Here is a 17,611-nt window from a genome sequence, read left to right as displayed (position 1 = left end):
GTCTCAGGCTAGGCTCACAGGTCGGTGGCGCCCTTCTTGCTCTCGTCACCGCCCTTTGTGGCCGAACCGCCGACGGTGATGTTGATCGTCTGGGTCGTGGTCTTCCCATCGGCCTTCTTCACCTCGACCACGACTTCGTCGGTTCCGGTGAACCCGTCCTTGCTCTGGTAGAAGACACCCGTCGCGGCGGTCTTCTTGTTCGGGCATTTGTGGCTCGACGGGGTCGTGACGCTGCCGGTCTTGGTGATGAGCGATCCGTTCTTGGGCGACGTGCTGATGCGGATCTCGGGCATCGAGCCCGGCTTGCAATCGTCCTTCAGGTTCGAGGCGATGAGAATGCGGACGCTCTTGCCGGGTGCCGCGGTCTCAGAGCGGGTCGCGGTGTCCTGGGCGATAGCCGGGACGCTGGCCAGGGCGAGAAACAAGCCTGCTGCGAGAGAGGTCTTCGATTTGACGGCGTACATCGGGCGGTCTCCGGTGATGCCTGGCGACCTTATGGGACGAAAAAAGTGCGACCGCCGTGGCCGGATGCATGTGGGAGGGCGCCTGCCCGCCGTCGAGGGCACCGGAACGTTTCCTTCGCGAGAAGGGGTCCGCACGCTCTCGGACACAAACGATCCATCAGGTGCAAAACGTCCCTCGCGCCGACCCCGATGGACGTCTCAGGAGTGAGCCGAAGGATCCGACGGGTCGCGGAGATGCCGTAGAGCATCCCGGCACGCGTAAAGGTCGTCCAGCACTGCCCTCAGAGCCTGTCGATCGAGGCTCTGGCGCTCGTCGCCGGCGAGATGGCTGACCGCTTCGTCCTCTGCCTCAGAATCCCCGGCGTCCAGATCGCGCTGGCTCGGCGCCGCCACCTCCGCTTCGCCTCGGCCGACCGATTGCACGAAGCGGATGCCATTCTCCTTAAGGACACGCTGGGCACCACGGATCGTGTAGCCCTGGTCGTGAAGCAGGCGGCGGATGCCCTTGATCAGGTCGACGTCTTCGGGCCGATAGTAGCGCCGACCGCCGGCACGCTTGACCGGCCTGACCTGGGTGAACTTGGTTTCCCAGAACCGAAGGACGTGCTGCGGAACGTCGATATCGTCGGCGACTTCGCTGATGGTGCGGAAGGCGCCGGGGCGCTTCTCCAAGGTGTCGCGGTGATCCATCAGGCCGGGGATGCTCGCCTCGAAGGAGCCGTCCCTGCCGGAGGTCGGATCGGTCGGAACCTTGGCTGCCAGCGGCATGATAGACCTCAATCGTCGTCCTGTTCCGCGACGCCGTTCACGCCGTTGATCCGGGCCTTGAGCACGTTGGAAGGTTTGAACACCATTACCTGGCGCGGTTCGATGGCGACCTCGACGCCGGTCTTGGGGTTGCGGCCGACGCGCCGGCCCTTGCCGCGAACGACGAAGGAACCGAACGAGGACAGCTTCACCGTTTCACCGGATGCGAGGCAACTGCAGATTTCCGACAACACGGTCTCGACGAGAGCCGCGGATTCCGTCCGCGACAGGCCGACCTGCTGATAGACGACCTCGCTCAGATCGGCGCGTGTGACCGTCTTCCCTGCCATGCGTCATTCCCCAAACGAATCGTATTTTCTAACGTATCTCTATGATTGGACACGCTAATCTTCGTTTGCCCCGCGGTCAACCGCGCGTCCGATCCAAAGCTTGGCCATGCCATGGAAGCGTGGCGCGCCCTACCAACGGATGAGTGAGGCGCCCCAGGTGAAACCACCGCCGATGGCTTCGATCATCACGAGATCGCGGCGCTTGATCCGACCGTCCTTGCGGGCCGCATCGAGGGCGAGCGGGATGGAGGCCGCCGAGGTGTTGCCGTGCTGGTCGACAGTGAGGACGACCTTGCTCCGGTCGATGCCGAGCTTGTCGGCGGAGGCTTCGATGATGCGCCGGTTGGCTTGATGCGGCACGAACCATGTCAGGTCGTCCGCGCTCGTCCCCGTTGCGGCGAACGCGTCGGCGATGACATCCGTCACCGAGCCTACCGCGAAGCGGAAGACCTCCTTGCCTTCCATCCGCAGGTGGCCGGTCGTGCCGGTGGAGCCGGGGCCGCCATCGACGTAGAGCTTCTCCCGGTGCCGTCCATCGGACCGCAGGTGGCTGGTGAGTACGCCACGATCGTCACTCGTCCCTTCGCCGTCCTGGGCTTCGAGCACGATCGCCCCTGCCCCATCGCCGAACAGCACGCAGGTCGTGCGGTCTTCCCAATCGAGGATTCGCGAAAAAGTCTCGGCGCCGACCACGAGCGCGCGTTTCACGCTCCCGGAGGCAATGAACTTGTCGGCGGTGGCGACGCCGTAGACGAACCCGGCGCAGACTGCCTGGAGGTCGAAGGCGAAACCCGACCGTATCCCCAGCCCCGCCTGGATCTGGGTCGCCACGGACGGAAAGGTATGGTCCGGCGTGGACGTGGCGCAGATGACGAGGTCGATATCCTCCGGACCGAGCCCGGCATCTTCCAGGGCAGCGGCAGCGGCCTTGATGCCCAGGGTCGATGTGGTCTCACCGGCATCGGCCAAGTAGCGCTGACGGATACCCGTGCGCTGGACGATCCATTCGTCGGAAGTGTCGACGGTCTTCGTCAACTCGTCGTTTGTCACCAGGCGAGCGGGAAGGGCCGAGCCCGTTCCCGCCACTACGGAGCGTATAACCGCCATGTCAGATCCGATCCGGCATCGACCACCTCATGCGGAGGCGGCCATGGGCGTGAGTTCGAGCATGTCGCGAATGGTCCGCATCAGGTCGTGACGCGCCATATCGTGCGCAAGATCGACGGCGGCTGCGAAACCATGGGCATCTTCCGAGCCGTGGCTCTTGATGACGATACCCTCCAGACCGAGGAAGACGCCACCGTTTGCCCGGCTCGGGTTCATCTTGTCGCGGAGTGCCTTGAAAGCCTGCCGGGCGAAAAAGTATCCGATCTTGGCCGAGAGGGTCCGGCTCATGGCCGCGCGCAGGTAGCTGCCGATCTGCTTGGCTGTGCCCTCCGCGGTCTTCAGCGCGATATTACCGGTGAAGCCTTCGGTGACCACCACGTCCACGGTGCCCTTGCCGAGGTCGTTGCCCTCCACGAAGCCGTGATAGGTCAGGTTCGGCAGATCGCTTTCGCGCAGGCGCCGGGCAGCTTCCTTCACCGCCTCGTTGCCCTTCATCTCCTCGGTCCCGACATTGAGCAGGCCCACCGTCGGCTTATCGAGATCGAACACGATCCGGGCCATGGCGGCACCCATCAGGGCCATCTCCACCAGATGCTCGGCGTCGGTGCCGATGGTGGCGCCGACATCGAGGACGACGCTCTCGCCGCGCACGGTCGGCCAGAGGCACGCGATGGCAGGGCGCTCGATGCCGGCCAAGGTCTTCAGGCAGATCTTCGACATCGCCATGAGCGCACCGGTATTGCCGGCGGAGACGGCCGCATCGGCCTCCCCGTCCTTCACGGCCTGGATCGCGCGCCACATCGAGGACTTGCCTCGGCCCGAACGCACGGCTTGGCTCGGCTTCTCGTCCATGGAGATCGCCACGGTGGTATGGCGGATCTCTACGGCGCCCTTCAGGCGCGGTTCGGCCGCCACCAGCGGGGCGAGGATGGCCTCGTCCCCGAACATCAGGAACGTCATCTCGGGATGGCGCTCGCGCGCGATGGCGGCGCCGGGGACCACGGTCGTAGGACCGTGATCGCCGCCCATGGCGTCGAGCGAGATGCACACTCTTTGAGACATGTGGTTCGGCCGGAGGCCTCTTTCAGGACGGACAGACCCCTCTTGCAAAAGGGTCGATGAGACGCCCTTCGGCAAGAAGGGATGGTCGAGAGGCATGGACCCGCATGGGCGGGCCCCTCCTCGGCGCGGCGGAAAATAGCGGTTCGAGCCCGGCGGGCAAACGAAATCTCAGCTTTTCCGGAATCCGTATCGCGACTTCGGCGCCGGAACCCTGAAAATCCGTCGCTCGGGCCGAGCGTCAGGCCTCGTCGCGCTTCAACGTCTTGAGGATGGCCAGCGGCGATTCCGTCGCGTCGGTGACGGGCTCGAAGTCGATGCCGGGCTTGCGCGGATACGGATCGAGGCCAAGCGCCAGGAATTCGGCGGTGACCTGTCCGAGGTCGATCGTACCGTTGACGATCGGGTCCGGGATATCGGCCTCCTCGTCTCCGGCGTCCTTTTCCGGCTCGTGATCACTGAACACGATCTCGACCGGTTCGGAGATTTCCGCCTCGAACGGTTCGAGGCTGATTGTGCAGACCTGCGTGACGAAGGCCGAGACCGTGCCGGTGATGACGAGGCGGGCGGACGTTCCGCTCCAGTGTAGCCGGCCCACGAGATCGCGGATGGCCGGAATCCGGAAATCCGCCGCCAGCGCCGCTTCTTCCTCGGGGGTCGCATCAATGACGATCCCTGCCCTGTCCCTGGGCAGGCGGTCGACCCGGAATGGCCGCGACAATGGCCCGGCCGTCGACTTTGCCGTCATGTCAGATGTCTCCTGATTGGCTGAGGGTGAGCGGGGAGGGAAAGCCCGGCCCGTGCGAGACGATTTGGTCGAGGTCGCGCGCATCGAGAAGATCGACGCTTATCAGCACGTAGCGCGCGAGGCCGGCACCCGCCTCCGGTGTCTCGGTGCCGATGACGTTGCGGGCCAGGGCAGCCTTGAGGCCGTCCTCGTCCCTCGCATCCAGGGCGCCGTCGTAACCCGCCGCGCGACCGTAGAAGGCCGCACCCAATTTCTTCATGCGCTTGGGCACGCCGAAATCGCCGATACCGAGTTCGCGCAGTGAGGAATCGAGCTGGAGGAAGACCGCGTTGACCAGATCCTGGGCGATGTCCGCCGCGGGAGCCGGCAATTGGTTCATTCGTCGCAGAACCATGATGACGTGGAGCGTCAGGCATTCGAAACGGCCCTCCACGGTGTCGGGGACGCCGAGATGGGTATAGAGCCCCGGCGCCCGCGAGGCTTCGTTGATCCGCAGATGCAACGCCTCGACGACGCTGGCGCGCGCCGAGCTTCGCTTGAAGAATCGCGAAATCATGCCGTCCACCGGAGGCGCGAGGGGTGTGGCCGAGCTTGCCTTGTCAAAACCATAACCTCGCGGTACGGCAACCGACAGCCAGGGCGCAAGCTCCACCGGAACGTCCAGGTGGAGATCTGCACCGAGCTATGACGTTCAAACGTCGTGTTGTCTCAACAGATCAAGGGTGGCTGATGTCGCGCCGTTTCGTCTCGTCGATCAGCCGTCTCGTCGTCATCGGCCTTGTCGGAGTGGGAATCTCCGGCTGCATCGGTGAGGATCTCCGGCACGGATACCAGATCGATCAAGCCGCTCTCGCCACGGTGAAGCCTGGCATGAGCGCGGAGCAGGTGCTCCAGATCCTCGGTACGCCCTCCACGGTATCCACCGTCGGCAACAAGACTTGGTACTACATCACCCAGAACTCGCGCCGCACGGTGCTGTTCCTCGGGGAACAGGTGGAGGACCAGAAGGTCACCACCGTCTATTTCAACGCCGGCTTCAAAGTGGAGCGCATCGCCCTCTACGGCCTGCAGGACGGCAAGGTGTTCGACTTCATCGAGCGCACCACGCCCACGAGCGGCGCCGATCGTGCCTTCCTTGGGCAGCTGTTCCGCGGCCTCACCCGCTACGAGCCCTTCGGTAGCGGCTCGGGCGCTAGCATTGTGCCCGGGGCCAAGAACGGCCTGTAACCCCGTTTCCTAGGGAAACGAAAAAGCCGCGCGCCCATGGGGCGCGCGGCTTTTTCGTGTCGACTGTCACCGCGGAGCGGTGACGTCCTATACGAAGTCCCGGTGAGCCCGCCCCATGGGGGCGCTCACCAAGGCCGGGTGTTACGCCGCCTTCCGGGCGATGGCGGCGAGCGCTTCGCGCGGATCGATGCGGCCGTCATAGAGCGCACGCCCGGTGATCGCCCCGGCGAGCATGGCGCAATCGGGTTCGAGCAGGCGATGGACGTCGTCGATCGAGGCCAGGCCGCCAGACGCGATAACGGGGATCGTCACGGCCTGCGCGAGGGCGAGGGTCATCTCGATGTTCAGGCCCTTGAGAATGCCGTCGCGGGCGATGTCGGTGTAGATGATGGCGGCAACGCCCGCATCCTCGAACCGGCGCCCCAATTCCTCGGCCGTGGTGCTTGAGGTCTTCGCCCAGCCTTCCACCGCCACGCGACCGTCCTTGGCATCGACGCCGACGGCGATCTTGCCCGGATACAGGCGGGCCGCTTCGCGTACGAAGGCCGGGTCGCGTACGGCGGCCGTGCCGATGATGACCCGGCTGACGCCCTTCTCGATCCAGGCTTCGACCGTACGCATCTCGCGGATGCCGCCGCCGAGCTGAACCGGAAGGTTGGTGCGGGCGAGGATGGCGTCCACCGCCGACGCATTCATCGGCGCGCCCGCGAAGGCCCCGTCGAGGTCGACGACGTGAAGCCAGGAGAAGCCCTGCTCCTCGAACACGCTCGCCTGCGCGGCCGGATCGTCGCTGAAGACGATGGCCTGCGCCATGTCACCCTGGACGAGGCGAACGCAACGCCCTTCCTTCAGATCGATCGCCGGAAACAGGATCACGGTGGATGTCGCTTTCTGAATGTCAATGAGCGGTGGGGCGTCTACGGACGCCAACGCAGGAAGTTCGCGATCAGCGCCAGACCGAGATGCTGGCTCTTCTCGGGGTGAAACTGGGTTCCGGCGACGTTGTCGCGCGCAACGAGGGCGGTGACCGGACCGCCATACTCGCTATCGGCCACGACATCGCGCCGGTCCACCGGATCGAGGGCGTAGCTATGGACGAAATAGGCGTGCAACCCGTTCTCGCCCGTGGCGATGCCATTGAGAAGCGCATGCGGACGCTCGAGCCGAAGGGTGTTCCAACCCATATGGGGAACCTTCAGGTCGGGGTCGGACGGGCGGATCGGGCTGACATCGCCGGCGATCCAGCCGAGCCCCGGCGTGACCTCGTATTCGAGGCCCCGGCTGGCGAGGAGCTGCATGCCGACGCAGATCCCGAGAAATGGGCGGCCGCGTTCGTGGGCGGCATGCGTCATCGCCTCGACCATGCCGGAGACGGAATCGAGGCCCTTGCGGCAATCGGCATAGGCGCCGACGCCGGGCAGCACGACGCGGTCTGCGGACGACACCACGTCGGGATCGCTGGTGACGACGATGCGGGTCGCGCTCAGTCCAGCCTCCCGGGCGGCGCGCTCGAACGCCTTGGCGGCCGAATGCAGGTTGCCCGATCCGTAATCGATGATGGCGACGGTCTCGGACATCACGAACGACGCGGCTCGGCGAAGGGGAACATGCCGATGGCGGTATCGACCGGTCGCGCCGATGCGGCAGGATAGGCGCTCGGACCCGGCCGGACCACGGGGGGAGCCGTCAGCCAGCGGTTCACGGCCTTCATCTCGGCCTCTTCGGCGGAATGGGCGACCACGGCGTCACGGTCGGGACGACCGCGCCTGGCATAGGTCCACCGGCGCAGGCTGGATGCCTCCATCCCCACTAGAAGGAGCAGGAGAATCGTGATGAGGAAGCCCGCGAAGGTGCCGAGCCCCAGGAAACGGCCGGCGAAACCGGCTGCCACGAGGAGGGACAGCACACCGAGACCGGCCAGCCAGAGTCGATGAAAGAAAAACCAGAGCGGACCGAAGACGAAGGCCTGGAGCGAGAACCCGTCGGGGACCATGACCGCCCGGTCGAGACCGTGAGATTCGCCCGCGACGGCATCCGACGGCAGGTGAATGGTGTAGGTGCGCATGCGTCTGTCCGCCTCTTCCCGCCCCTGAAGGCCCTACAGAGAACCCTTCGTCGAGGGAATCCGACCGTCTTCGCGCGGATCGACCGCAACCGCTTTCCGCAAGGCACGGGCCAAGCCCTTGAAGCAGCTCTCCGCGATATGGTGCGCGTTGTCGCCGTACAAAGTCTCCACATGCAGGGTGATCCCTGCATTCATGGCGAAAGCCTGGAACCACTCACGCACCAGCTCGGTGTCGAACTGCCCGATCTTCTCCACCCTGAACGTGGTGCGGAACACGAGGAAGGGCCGTCCGGAAATGTCGATGGAGACGCGCGTCAGTGCCTCGTCCATGGGCATGTGGATATCGGCGTAGCGCGCAATTCCACGCTTGTCGCCCAACGCCCGCGCAAAGGCCTGCCCCAGAGCGATGCCGGTATCCTCGACGGTGTGGTGGTGGTCCACATGGAGATCGCCGGTGACCTTGGCCTCCACGTCGAACAGCCCGTGCCGGGCGAAGAGTTCGAGCATGTGGTCGAAGAAGCCGACTCCCGTCGAGATCGTCGATCGGCCGGTTCCATCGAGTCCGATGGACACGCTGACGTCGGTCTCCGCCGTCCGGCGGCTGATGCTTGCGGAGCGCATCGCTGAGGGTTCGCTCATGGTTTGACCGTCACGGACAGGGCCGCCTTCAAGAGCATCGGCTCATGGGGGACATCGCCCACGAGCCTATGCCGAACGAGAACTCCGGACCGTCGATCCGGATCGCTATCGGGACCGACGCTCTAGAGGCAAATGCCTTCCTCTGGGAAGGCCTTGCTGTCGAATGCTGCCAGGTCAGGCGTCGAGTACGCGTCCCGCCACGGCATCGAGCTTGGCCAGGAGCTCCGGATCGCGGTGGGACGGTGCGGTCATGATTGCGCCGTCCAGGGCACGGTGGGAGCCCGCCGGGCATTCCTCGCGCTCGGCCGGGAAGTCGCGGGCGATCCGCGAGATGAGGCGGGCCGCCTTGTCGGCATTCGCGCGCGCGACCGCGACGACTGAGGCGACGTCGACATCGGCATGGCCCGGATGCCAGCAATCGAAATCCGTCACCATGGCGATGGTGGCGAAGGTGATCTCCGCCTCGCGGGCGAGCTTGGCCTCCGGCATGTTGGTCATGCCGATCACGTCGTAGCCCAGGCCCTTGTAGGTCCGGGATTCGGCGAAGGACGAGAATTGTGGGCCTTCCATGCAGACATAAGTCCCGCCGCGATGGACGGGCAGTTCCTCGGCAGCGGCGGCTGCCGCGATGCGCGCCTGAAGGGCCGGCCCTACTGGATGGGCGAAGGGCACATGCGCCACGCAACCATTGCCGAAGAACGACGATTCCCGGCCGTGAGTCCGGTCGACGAACTGGTCGACGAGGACGAACAGGCCGGGATGAAGCTCGCTCTTGAACGAGCCGCAGGCCGAGACCGAGACGATGTCGGTGACGCCGGCGCGTTTCATCACATCGATATTGGCGCGGTAATTGATGCCGGAGGGAGAGAGGCGATGGCCCCGTCCGTGACGGGCGAGAAAGACCACCTTGGTCGCGCCAATCCGACCGATCCGCAACGAATCGGAGGGTTCGCCCCAGGGCGAGACGATGGCTTCTTCACGGATGTCTTCGAGGCCTGGCAGATCGTAGACACCGGATCCGCCTATCACGCCGAGCACTGCTGCGGTCATGCCGAATCTCCTGTGTTCGTCATCGAGGGCGCGCCGGGCGTGCCCGCAGGGTGGAAACGAAAACGGGCCCGCCACAGCGAGCCCGTCGGTCGTGAACCGCCTTTAAGGGGCTCAGCTCGTCTTGTGAAGCTCCGGCTGCAGGCCGTGGACCTCGCCGCCCACATCGGCCCAGACCTTCTTCTTCACGTAGTAGAGAAGGCCCGACAGGATGAGCAGGAACAGGATCACTCGGAAGCCGAGGGCCTTGCGGGCTTCCATATGCGGCTCGGCCGCCCAGGACATGAACGCCGCCACGTCGTGCGAATATTGCTCGACCGTTTCGGGAACGACGGGATTGCCCTCTGCACCCTTGGCGTAGGTCACCTGGCCGTCGCTCAGGGGCTTCGCCATCGCGATGAGGTGGCCGGGATAGTACTTGTTGTAGTTCGTGCCCGCCGGGACATCCATTCCCTTCGGCGCGTCCTCGTAGCCGTTCAGGAGCGCGTGGATGTAGTCCACGCCCTGTTCCGAATAGCCGATGAAGGGCATCGCATCGAAGATGAAGTAGGGGAAACCGCGCTCGTAGGTGCGGGCCTTGGCCAGCACCGAGAAATCGGGCGGGGCCTTGCCGCCATTGGCGGCCGCCGCCGCCTTATCGTTCGGGAAGGGAGACGGGAAGGCGTCGGCCGGGCGGCCGGGCCGCTCGAACATGTCACCCGCGTCGTTGGGGCCGTCCTTGATCTTGTACTCGGCTGCCAGAGCCTTGACCTGACCGGCCGAGAAGCCCGGACCGCCCTTCTCGGCGAGGTTGCGGAACTTCACGAGGCTCATGCTGTGGCAGTTCGAGCAGACCTCACGATAGACCTGGAAGCCGCGCTGCAGCTGGGCCTCGTCGAACTTGCCGAAGATTCCGGCGAAGCTCCACTTCTCCCGCGGCGGGTTGGGCGTGGAGTGACCGTCCTCGGCGCTGACCGAGGCAGAGCCGAGAAGGGTCGCGACGAGCGTGACGGCGAGGATGCGCGATGTGTTCATGCTTTTCACGATCCGCACCTCAACCCTTCGACGATGGTGCGGCGGCCGCACCGGCTGGCATGCCCGAACCGCCATATTGCGGATGAGGTCCGGTCACGCTTTCCAGGATCGATCCCGGCATCGCCTTCGGCGTTTCGAACAGCCCCACCAGCGGCATCACGATGAGGAAATGCGCGAAGTAGTAGGCGGTACAGATCCGCGACGCGAGGACGTAGCCACCCTCGGGCGGCTTGGCGCCGAGCCAGCCGAGCACCACGCACACCGCCACGAACAGCCAGAAGAACTGGCGGTAGATCGGACGGTAGTTGGACGAGCGGACACGGGACGTGTCGAGCCAGGGTGCGAAGGCGAGGATGATCACGGCGCTGAACATCAGGATGACGCCGCCGAGCTTGTCCGGAACCGCGCGAAGGATCGCGTAGAAGGGCAGGAAGTACCATTCCGGCACGATGTGGGCCGGCGTCACCGAGGCGTTGGCGGGAATGTAGTTGTCCGCGTGGCCGAGGTAGTTCGGCTGGTAGAAGATCCAGTAGGCGAAGAAGACAAAGAACACGACGGTGGCGAACACGTCCTTGATCGTCGCGTAGGGCGTGAAGGGCACCGCGTCCTTGCCGGTCTTGATCGGGATGCCGGTCGGGTTGTTCTGGCCGGTCACGTGGAGCGCCCAGACGTGAAGCACCACGACGCCGAGGATCATGAAGGGCATCAGGTAGTGCAGCGAGAAGAACCGGTTGATCGTCGGGTTGCCGACGGAATAGCCGCCCCAGAGCAGGCTCTGGATGGTGTCGCCCACGACCGGGATCGCGGCCAGGATGTTGGTGATGACGGTGGCGCCCCAGAAGCTCATCTGGCCCCACGGCAGGGTGTAGCCGAGGAAGGCGGTGGCCATCATCAGGAGGTAGATGATCACGCCCAGGATGTAGAGCACCTCGCGCGGGGCCTTGTACGACCCGTAATAGAGCGCGCGGAAAATGTGGATGTAGACCGCCACGAAGAACATCGAGGCGCCGTTGGCGTGCATGTAGCGCAGCAGCCAGCCGTAATTCACGTCGCGCATGATGTGCTCGACCGAGTTGAAGGCGTTGCCGGCCGAGGGGTCGTAATGCATCGCCAGCCAGATGCCGGTGACGATCTGCGCCATCAGCATCGCGATCAGGATCGCGCCGAAGGTCCAGAAATAGTTCAGGTTGCGTGGGACGGGGAACGAGACGAACGACGAATGGACCAGCCCGACGATGGGCAGCCGCGATTCGAACCACTTGGCGATCCGACTCTTGGGGACGTAGGTGGCGTGACCGCTCATGAGGTTACCCGCTTCGAAGTCTGTTTCGCTCAGGTCCGTCGCTGCCGGACCCCTCCCCTCATCGCTCGTAAGCGATGCTGCCGAAGTCAGGCGACGGCCTTGCCGCCGTCTTCACCGATCCGGATCTTGGTGTCGTTCAGGAATGCGTAGGGCGGAATCGGCAGGTTGGTCGGTGCCGGTCCCCGGCGCACGCGCCCGGACGTGTCGTAGAGCGAGCCGTGGCAAGGGCACGACCAGCCTTCATACTGGCCCTGGTGCCCGATCGGCACGCAGCCGAGATGGGTGCAGTTGCCGTAGACCACGAGCCACTTGGCGTGGCCTTCCTTCACGCGGGCGGAATCGGGCTGCGGATCCATGAGCTCGCTGAGCTTCGTGTCCTCCGATTCCTTGATTTCCTTCTCGGAGCGGTTGCGCACGAAGATCAGCTTGCCGCGCCAGAACACGTTGACGATCTGGCCTTCCTGAATCGGCGACAGGTCGACCTCGAGGGGCGCACCGGCGGCGATCACCTCCGCATCCGGGGCCATGGACGCCACGAAGGGCCAGGCCAGGGCACCGGCGCCCACGGCGAGACCGGCTCCGGTCGCCAGGAACAGGAAGTCGCGGCGGGACCCGTCGTGACCTGATGAGGGAGGGGTGTTCGCCAAGATCGACACTCCGGTACAGGATGGCTCCGGTTCGGCGACCCGCAGAGTGAGGGCGCGCCGCTTCCGTTCGCCGAGATTTAGAGGCGCTCGAAAGAAGCGCGTAGGGCAGACGCAGACACGATTGCACAAATCTGTGCAATGCGACCGGGCGTCACCCGAGACGAGCCTTCTGAGGCAGGTTTCTCTGGCACGCCAGATGCGAACCTGTCTAGAGTAGGCCCGTGACGGGAAACAGTATTCGTCACGAGCGCGAAATGACGCTGCCGCTAAGCCATAGCCAGCGCCGCACCAGCATCACGGCGACCACCGCCAGACCGGCGCAGAACCCCATCCAGATCCCCGATCCACCGAAGCCCAGGCCCCAGGCGGCGAGGATGCCGGACGGGATTCCGACGATCCAGTAGCCGAACAGGGCGATGGCCATGGGCACGCGCGTATCCTGCATGCCGCGCAGCGCGCCGAGGGCGACCGATTGGATGCCGTCCGCCATGGCGAAGAGCGCGGCAAAGCCGATGAAGGTGACGGCGTAGGGGATGACGTCGACATTTCCCGGCGCGTCGAGGTCGAGAAAGAGGCCGATGAGCGGTCTCGGCAGCGTCACCTGGACGAGCGCGCATGCGCTCATGAAGCCGAAGCCGAGGAGGATCGCGATGGTGCCGGCCCGGCGCATGGCCATGCGGTCCCCCGCCCCGAAGGCCCGGCCGACCCTCACCGTCGCGGCTTGGCCGATGCCGTTGGGCACCATGAAGCAGATCGCGGCGATCTGGATCGTCACAGCATGGGCCGCCAGCGGGGCCGTGCCGAACAAGCCCATCCCCAGAACGGCCGCCTCGAACAGGCTCGCCTCGGCCAGTCCCGTCGCCGCCATGGGCAGGCCGAGACGGAACATGGTGGCGAGGCGCGCGGCATTGGGACGCCAGACACCGAGGAAGAGCCGTCGCCGGCGAAGGGACGGCGCCAGCATCATCACGCCGACGAGGGCGGCCAAGGACAGAAACGCGGCGAGCGTCGTGGCGAGGCCGACACCGACCATGCCGAGGCCGAGCAGCCCCGGCCCCTCGAAGGCGAGCCAGATCGCGAGCCCGACATTGACCGGCAGCGCCGCGATGCTGATTGCGAGGGGCCAGCCCGGTCGTTCCAGGGCGGACAGACTGGCGCGCAACGCCATGAAGGCGAGCGCCGGCCACATCGACCATTGCAGGGCGCGCATGTAGAGCCCGGCACCCTCGGCGAGCTTCGGTTGCTGCCCCATGGCGAGCAACAGCGACTCGGTGTGCCAGAGCGCGAGCATCACCGGGACGATCGCGATGGTGACGGCCCAAAGCCCGGCACCGACGATACGGCGCACGTCATGCTCGGCCGAATCTCCCCGGCCGATGGCGCCCGCGATCAGGGGAGAGACCGCCGAGGCGAGGCCGATCCCGCAGATGAACAGGATGAAGTAGAGGCTCGTCGCCAGGGCGCCTGCCGCCAGCGGCTCCGCCCCGAGACGCCCGAGCAGAACCACATCGGCCGTGACCAGGCCGTGCTGAGCGAGATTGGTCAGGATTAGAGGCGCGGCGAGCACCAGCGTCGCCCGCAGTTCGGTGAGCCACGGACCGCGCGAGGGCCGCTGCCGCTCAGCTGCCCCAGCCGAAGCATTGAGGGCGATCATTCCGCCGCGTCCTCGTAGACGGTCGGCGAGACGTCACCGAGAAAGCCGCCGGACTGGCGCTCCCATAGGCGCGCATAGAGCCCGCCGGTGCGGATCAGTTCCGCATGGGTCCCCTCCTCCACGATGCGGCCGGCATCGATCACGATCAGCCGGTCGAGAGCGGCGATGGTGGAAAGCCGGTGCGCGATGGCGAGCACCGTCTTGCCCTGCATGAGGGTGTCGAGACTGTCCTGGATCGCCGCCTCGACCTGGCTGTCGAGGGCGGATGTCGCTTCGTCGAGGATCAGGATCGGCGCGTTCTTCAGGATGACGCGCGCGATGGCGATGCGCTGGCGTTGGCCGCCGGAGAGCTTCACGCCCCGCTCGCCGACCTGGGCGTCGTAGCCTGTCCGGCCCCTGTTATCGACGAGACCGGCGATGAACCCGTCGGCCTCCGCCAGATGCGCCGCCCGCTGGATCTCCTCCAGCGTCGCATCCGGCCTGCCATAGGCGATGTTGTCACGGATCGAGCGGTGCAGGAGCGAGGTGTCCTGGGTGACCATGGCGATCGCCTCGCGCAAGGAATCCTGCGTGACGCCCGCGATGTCCTGACCGTCGATGAGGATCCGGCCGTTCTGGATGTCGTGCAGCCGAAGCAAGAGCGCGGTCAGGGTGGTCTTGCCCGCGCCGCTGACGCCAACGAGACCGACCTTCTCGCCCGGACGGATATGGAGGCTGAAATCCTGGATGACCGACGGCGTGCCGTCGCCGTAGCGGAAGCCGACCCTGTCGAAGCGGATGTCGCCCCCGTCGACCACGAGCGTCCGCGCGTTCGGAACATCCACGATCCCGTGCGGGCGCGAGATCGTCTGCATGCTCTCCTGGATCACGCCGACATTCTCGAAGATGCCGCGCACCGTCTGCATGACCCAACCGGACATCGCCATCAGCCGCAGCACGAGGGCGAGACCCGCTGCCGCCTCGCCGGTGGTCATTCCACCGCTGCGCCAGAGCAGGAGACAGGCGGTGGCGGTGGCGACGATGAGCGCGCTGTTGAGGATGCCGAGCAGCGTCGTCGTGGTCGTCACGAGCCGGAACTGGTGGAGATGCGCCGTGGTGTGGACGTCGATGGCGTCGCGCACGGCCGCGCGTTCTTCCCGGTCGCGGGCGAAGAGCTTCACGGTGAGGATGTTGGTGTAGCTGTCGACGATCCGCCCGATGAGAATCGACCGCGTGTCGGCGGTCACGAGGGAGCGCGCTCGGGCACGGGGCACGAACCACCAGGTCAGCACCGAATAGGCCGCCACCCAGACGATGACCGGCAGGGCCATCCATAACGAGATGGAACCGAACAGGCCCACTGCCGTCACCGCGTAGATCGCCACGTAAAGAAGCGTATCGATGAAGACCACGGCCAGTTCGCGCACGGCCGGTCCGACCTGCACGACCCGGTTGGCGAGCCGTCCGGCGAAATCGGCCTGGAAATACGAAAGCGAGTGGCCGAGCGTATAGAGATGCGTACGCCAGCGGACCTGGTTGGTCGCCTGCGGCACGAGCAGCTGGTTGGACATCACCTCGTGCAGCCAGATCGTGAAGGGACGAACCACGAGGAGCAGCATTGCCGCGAGGCCGAGCTTCCATCCGTGGTCCTGCAGGATCATGGCCCGGTCGGCATTGTTCAAGAGGTCGATGAACCAGCCCATGAGCAGGTAGAGCGATGCCTCAACTGTCCCGGCGGCCACTGCCACGAGGAACAGCATCACCAAGGCGGTCCGCATCGGCCTGAGATAGAAAGCGGCGAAGCCCGTCACCGTCTTGGGCGGCATCCGCCCGTCTTCGAAAGACGCGAACGGGTCGATGCGGCGCTCGAGCCAATCGAGAAACATAATCTGGTCCGGTGTTGGAGGCTTGCCTGAGGTAGTGGGCCTTGACGACGTGCCAACCGCGAGGCGATGCCGCAGACGCAATGCAGCCGCCCGGTCCGATGCTCCGTCTCGCTCTCTACCAGCCTGACATTCCCCAGAATACGGGGACGATCCTGCGGATGGCGGCGTGCCTCGACGTGGCCGTCGACATCATCGAGCCGGCAGGATTCGATGTGTCCGACCGGCACCTGCGCCGCTCAGGACTCGATTATCTCGACCATGTGGCGATCACGAGGCATCGCTCCTGGGCCGCCTTCTCGCAGTGGCGGGAAGAGACCGGAACACGGGTCGTCCTCGCCACCACCGCCGGCGCCCTTCCCTACACCGCCTTTGGCTTCCTCCCCGGTGACTGCATCCTGCTCGGACGGGAATCGGCGGGTGTCCCCGCATCCGTCCACGAGGCGGCCGATGCCAGGATCGTCATTCCCATCCGCAAGGGAATGCGCTCGCTCAACATCGCCGTGGCGGCGGCGATGATCCTCGGCGAGGGGCTGAGACAGATCGAGTCGTGTGCGTGACAAGATTTTGAACGGTGTGCAGTTGAGCACTTGAACGCCGTTCAAATATCGTCAAGACCATGAGTGTGAACAGCGTTCAAACGCCGGAGGCACACCATGCTCAAGTTGTTTCGGCTCCTCGCCCGCGGCGCAGCCGCCCAGGCCGAGGAAGCGGTGATCGATCGCCACGCCTTGCTCATCCTCGATCAGCAGATCCGCGAGACGCGGGTCTCGTTGGAGCGCAGCCGGCTCGCCCTCGCCGCCGCAATGGCGGGTGACAAGGCGGAAGAACGGCGTTTCGCCGAGGTCGAAGCCCGCGCGGCGGATCTCGAAGAGCGTGCCCTGGCGGCGCTGACGGCGGGACGCGAAGAACTGGCGTCTGAGGCGGCTGAGGCCATCGCCGAGCTCGAAGCCGAACGGGACGCCATCGGTGAGGCGCGCCTGAGATTTGCCCGCGAAGTCGCCCGCATCCGCTCCGTCGTCGCCGACGCGACCCGTCGTCAGAGCGAACTGGAGCGTGGACGCCGCATCGCCGCCGCGGCGGAGGCGGCACGACGCCTCGGCGTTCAGGCCAACCCCAATGATCGGGCGACGCTGAAGGAGGCGGAGGCGACCCTGAACCGGCTGCGTGCCCTCCAGACCGAGGCCGCCGACACGGAAGCGGCGCTCGCCGAGACCGAGCCCGGCCTCTCCATCGCGGAACGGCTCGAGCGCGAAGGCTTCGGCGCCAGCACCCGCCCGAGCGGCGGTGCCGTCCTCGATCGCCTGAGGCGCAGGGTCGAGGCGCGCACGACGGTCTGAACCCCTTGCTGCCTTTCATCCAAGCTTCGCTTCATCCTCTCCTTATAAGGACCACGACCATGACCATGAACAACGAGACCACTCAGCATTCCGGCGCCTGGGTCACCTTCACCTACGCCTCCTTCATCGGCTCGGCGGCCATGGTCGGCCTCGGCATCCTGTTCATGCCCATGGATATCTGGATCAAGGGCTACCTCGCCATGGGCACGATCATGCTGGTCCAGTCCTGCATCACCGCCACGAAGACGATCCGCGACGTCCATGAGGGTCGCCGCATGGTCAACCGGATCGAGGACGCCAAGACCGAGCGTCTGCTGATGTCGGTGGGTAAAGATTGA

General features: G+C 65.6%; 21 protein-coding genes. 4 read left to right on the top strand and 17 right to left on the bottom strand.

Going from position 1 to position 17,611, the window contains the following annotated elements; all coding sequences use genetic code 11:
- Positions 1-14 precede the first annotated feature (14 nt).
- The 7 genes from ACYQML_RS11835 to ACYQML_RS11805 form a co-directional block, all read right to left on the bottom strand.
- On the bottom strand, positions 15-464 hold the full coding sequence (locus tag ACYQML_RS11835) for a hypothetical protein (protein WP_056429894.1): 450 nt from the start codon (positions 462-464) through the stop codon (positions 15-17).
- Positions 465-662: 198 nt separating this feature from the next.
- Positions 663-1,154 carry a MerR family transcriptional regulator gene (locus ACYQML_RS11830; protein ID WP_461235714.1) on the bottom strand — a complete coding sequence of 164 codons (492 nt, stop codon included), beginning with the start codon at positions 1,152-1,154 and terminating at the stop codon, positions 663-665.
- Between the two features lie 86 nt (positions 1,155-1,240).
- Entirely contained in the window at positions 1,241-1,561 is a 321-nt protein-coding gene (locus ACYQML_RS11825; protein ID WP_461235608.1) for an integration host factor subunit alpha, read from the bottom strand.
- Between the two features lie 129 nt (positions 1,562-1,690).
- A complete protein-coding gene (locus ACYQML_RS11820; RefSeq protein ID WP_056429888.1) occupies positions 1,691-2,668 on the bottom strand; it encodes a beta-ketoacyl-ACP synthase III in 978 nt (325 codons plus the stop codon).
- Positions 2,669-2,695: 27 nt separating this feature from the next.
- The gene (gene plsX / locus ACYQML_RS11815) at positions 2,696-3,730 is read right to left on the bottom strand and encodes a phosphate acyltransferase PlsX (protein WP_056255658.1); all 1,035 of its coding nucleotides are present in this window, start codon (positions 3,728-3,730) and stop codon (positions 2,696-2,698) included.
- A gap of 238 nt (positions 3,731-3,968) precedes the next feature.
- The gene (locus ACYQML_RS11810) at positions 3,969-4,475 is read right to left on the bottom strand and encodes a YceD family protein (RefSeq protein ID WP_056429883.1); all 507 of its coding nucleotides are present in this window, start codon (positions 4,473-4,475) and stop codon (positions 3,969-3,971) included.
- A gap of 1 nt (position 4,476) precedes the next feature.
- On the bottom strand, positions 4,477-5,031 hold the full coding sequence (locus ACYQML_RS11805; protein WP_461235607.1) for a ubiquinol-cytochrome C chaperone family protein: 555 nt from the start codon (positions 5,029-5,031) through the stop codon (positions 4,477-4,479).
- 173 nt (positions 5,032-5,204) lie between these two features.
- Here ACYQML_RS11805 and ACYQML_RS11800 point away from each other — a divergent pair, with 173 nt between their 5' ends.
- Positions 5,205-5,702, top strand: a complete 498-nt coding sequence (locus ACYQML_RS11800) for an outer membrane protein assembly factor BamE (RefSeq protein ID WP_461235606.1) — start codon at positions 5,205-5,207, stop codon at positions 5,700-5,702.
- 141 nt (positions 5,703-5,843) lie between these two features.
- On the opposite strand, the gene hisA is transcribed toward ACYQML_RS11800, so the two are convergent.
- From hisA to ACYQML_RS11750, 10 genes are all read right to left on the bottom strand, one after another.
- Positions 5,844-6,578 (bottom strand): 1-(5-phosphoribosyl)-5-[(5-phosphoribosylamino)methylideneamino]imidazole-4-carboxamide isomerase, encoded by a 735-nt coding sequence (gene hisA / locus ACYQML_RS11795; RefSeq protein WP_056430488.1) that lies wholly within the window; start codon positions 6,576-6,578, stop codon positions 5,844-5,846.
- A 41-nt stretch (positions 6,579-6,619) separates the two neighbouring features.
- The gene (gene hisH / locus ACYQML_RS11790; protein WP_461235605.1) at positions 6,620-7,279 is read right to left on the bottom strand and encodes an imidazole glycerol phosphate synthase subunit HisH; all 660 of its coding nucleotides are present in this window, start codon (positions 7,277-7,279) and stop codon (positions 6,620-6,622) included.
- Positions 7,279-7,767 carry a DUF2628 domain-containing protein gene (locus ACYQML_RS11785; RefSeq protein WP_461235604.1) on the bottom strand — a complete coding sequence of 163 codons (489 nt, stop codon included), beginning with the start codon at positions 7,765-7,767 and terminating at the stop codon, positions 7,279-7,281. The genes hisH and ACYQML_RS11785 overlap by 1 nt, the downstream gene beginning before the upstream one ends.
- A gap of 33 nt (positions 7,768-7,800) precedes the next feature.
- Positions 7,801-8,388: an imidazoleglycerol-phosphate dehydratase HisB gene (gene hisB, locus ACYQML_RS11780; protein ID WP_461235713.1), complete on the bottom strand. Its 588-nt coding sequence runs from the start codon at positions 8,386-8,388 to the stop codon at positions 7,801-7,803.
- 192 nt (positions 8,389-8,580) lie between these two features.
- The gene (locus ACYQML_RS11775) at positions 8,581-9,456 is read right to left on the bottom strand and encodes an S-methyl-5'-thioadenosine phosphorylase (protein WP_461224843.1); all 876 of its coding nucleotides are present in this window, start codon (positions 9,454-9,456) and stop codon (positions 8,581-8,583) included.
- A 111-nt stretch (positions 9,457-9,567) separates the two neighbouring features.
- Positions 9,568-10,467, bottom strand: a complete 900-nt coding sequence (locus tag ACYQML_RS11770) for a cytochrome c1 (protein ID WP_461235603.1) — start codon at positions 10,465-10,467, stop codon at positions 9,568-9,570.
- A 19-nt stretch (positions 10,468-10,486) separates the two neighbouring features.
- Positions 10,487-11,770, bottom strand: coding sequence for a cytochrome b (locus tag ACYQML_RS11765; RefSeq protein WP_056429863.1), 1,284 nt, complete (start codon positions 11,768-11,770; stop codon positions 10,487-10,489).
- Between the two features lie 86 nt (positions 11,771-11,856).
- On the bottom strand, positions 11,857-12,417 hold the full coding sequence (gene petA, locus ACYQML_RS11760; protein WP_056430481.1) for a ubiquinol-cytochrome c reductase iron-sulfur subunit: 561 nt from the start codon (positions 12,415-12,417) through the stop codon (positions 11,857-11,859).
- A gap of 241 nt (positions 12,418-12,658) precedes the next feature.
- Positions 12,659-14,071 carry an MATE family efflux transporter gene (locus tag ACYQML_RS11755; RefSeq protein ID WP_461235602.1) on the bottom strand — a complete coding sequence of 471 codons (1,413 nt, stop codon included), beginning with the start codon at positions 14,069-14,071 and terminating at the stop codon, positions 12,659-12,661.
- Positions 14,068-15,936: an ABC transporter ATP-binding protein gene (locus ACYQML_RS11750; RefSeq protein WP_461235601.1), complete on the bottom strand. Its 1,869-nt coding sequence runs from the start codon at positions 15,934-15,936 to the stop codon at positions 14,068-14,070. The genes ACYQML_RS11755 and ACYQML_RS11750 overlap by 4 nt, the downstream gene beginning before the upstream one ends.
- 98 nt (positions 15,937-16,034) lie before the next feature.
- On the opposite strand from ACYQML_RS11750, the gene ACYQML_RS11745 reads away from it, so the two are divergent.
- From ACYQML_RS11745 to ACYQML_RS11735, 3 genes are all read left to right on the top strand, one after another.
- Complete coding sequence (locus ACYQML_RS11745; protein ID WP_461235600.1) at positions 16,035-16,493, top strand: tRNA (cytidine(34)-2'-O)-methyltransferase; 459 nt, start codon at positions 16,035-16,037, stop codon at positions 16,491-16,493.
- A gap of 96 nt (positions 16,494-16,589) precedes the next feature.
- Positions 16,590-17,273, top strand: a complete 684-nt coding sequence (locus ACYQML_RS11740; RefSeq protein ID WP_461235599.1) for a PspA/IM30 family protein — start codon at positions 16,590-16,592, stop codon at positions 17,271-17,273.
- A 65-nt stretch (positions 17,274-17,338) separates the two neighbouring features.
- Complete coding sequence (locus ACYQML_RS11735; protein ID WP_018042308.1) at positions 17,339-17,611, top strand: YiaA/YiaB family inner membrane protein; 273 nt, start codon at positions 17,339-17,341, stop codon at positions 17,609-17,611.

The organism is Methylobacterium sp. CM6244 (assembly GCF_054817885.1).
The sequence above is the reverse complement of the archived record's forward strand: the minus strand, read 5'-3'. Positions and strand labels throughout refer to the sequence as shown.